At 65.2% G+C, this 402-nt stretch carries 1 protein-coding gene; it reads left to right on the top strand.

All coding sequences use genetic code 11. The features are described 5' to 3' along the window. Positions 1-402, top strand: a 402-nt coding sequence (locus tag K7862_RS37130) for a type 1 glutamine amidotransferase domain-containing protein (RefSeq protein ID WP_262414391.1), incomplete at its 3' end; no start/stop codon positions are given.

Below are 402 nucleotides of genomic sequence, written 5' to 3'. Positions count from 1 at the left end.
CTGGAGGATTATGACGCGGTCTATCTTCCGGGTGGGCACGGGCCGATGGCGGATCTGTCGCTGGATGCGGATGTGGGGCGGTTGCTGACGCAGCAGTTGGCGTCGGGCAAGCCGCTGGCGATCGTGTGTCATGCGCCGGCGTCGTTGCTGGCGACGCGGATTCATGGTGAGTCGCCGTTCAAGGGGTACGACATCACGTGCTTCACCAATGAGGAGGAGGAGGCTGTCGGTCTGGCGTCGCGGTCGACGTGGTTGCTGGAGACCGAGGTGCAGGACAAGGTGGGGGTGAACTTCAGTCGTGGGCCGATCTGGGAGCCGTACCGGGTGGAGGACCGCAACCTCATCACGGGGCAGAACCCGCACTCGGCCGCGATACTCGCCGACCGCCTGCTCGAAGTGCTG

Source organism: Actinacidiphila acidipaludis (genome assembly GCF_019890725.1).
Taxonomy (GTDB): domain Bacteria; phylum Actinomycetota; class Actinomycetes; order Streptomycetales; family Streptomycetaceae; genus Actinacidiphila; species Actinacidiphila acidipaludis.
This window is presented reverse-complemented; position numbering and strand designations above follow the sequence as displayed.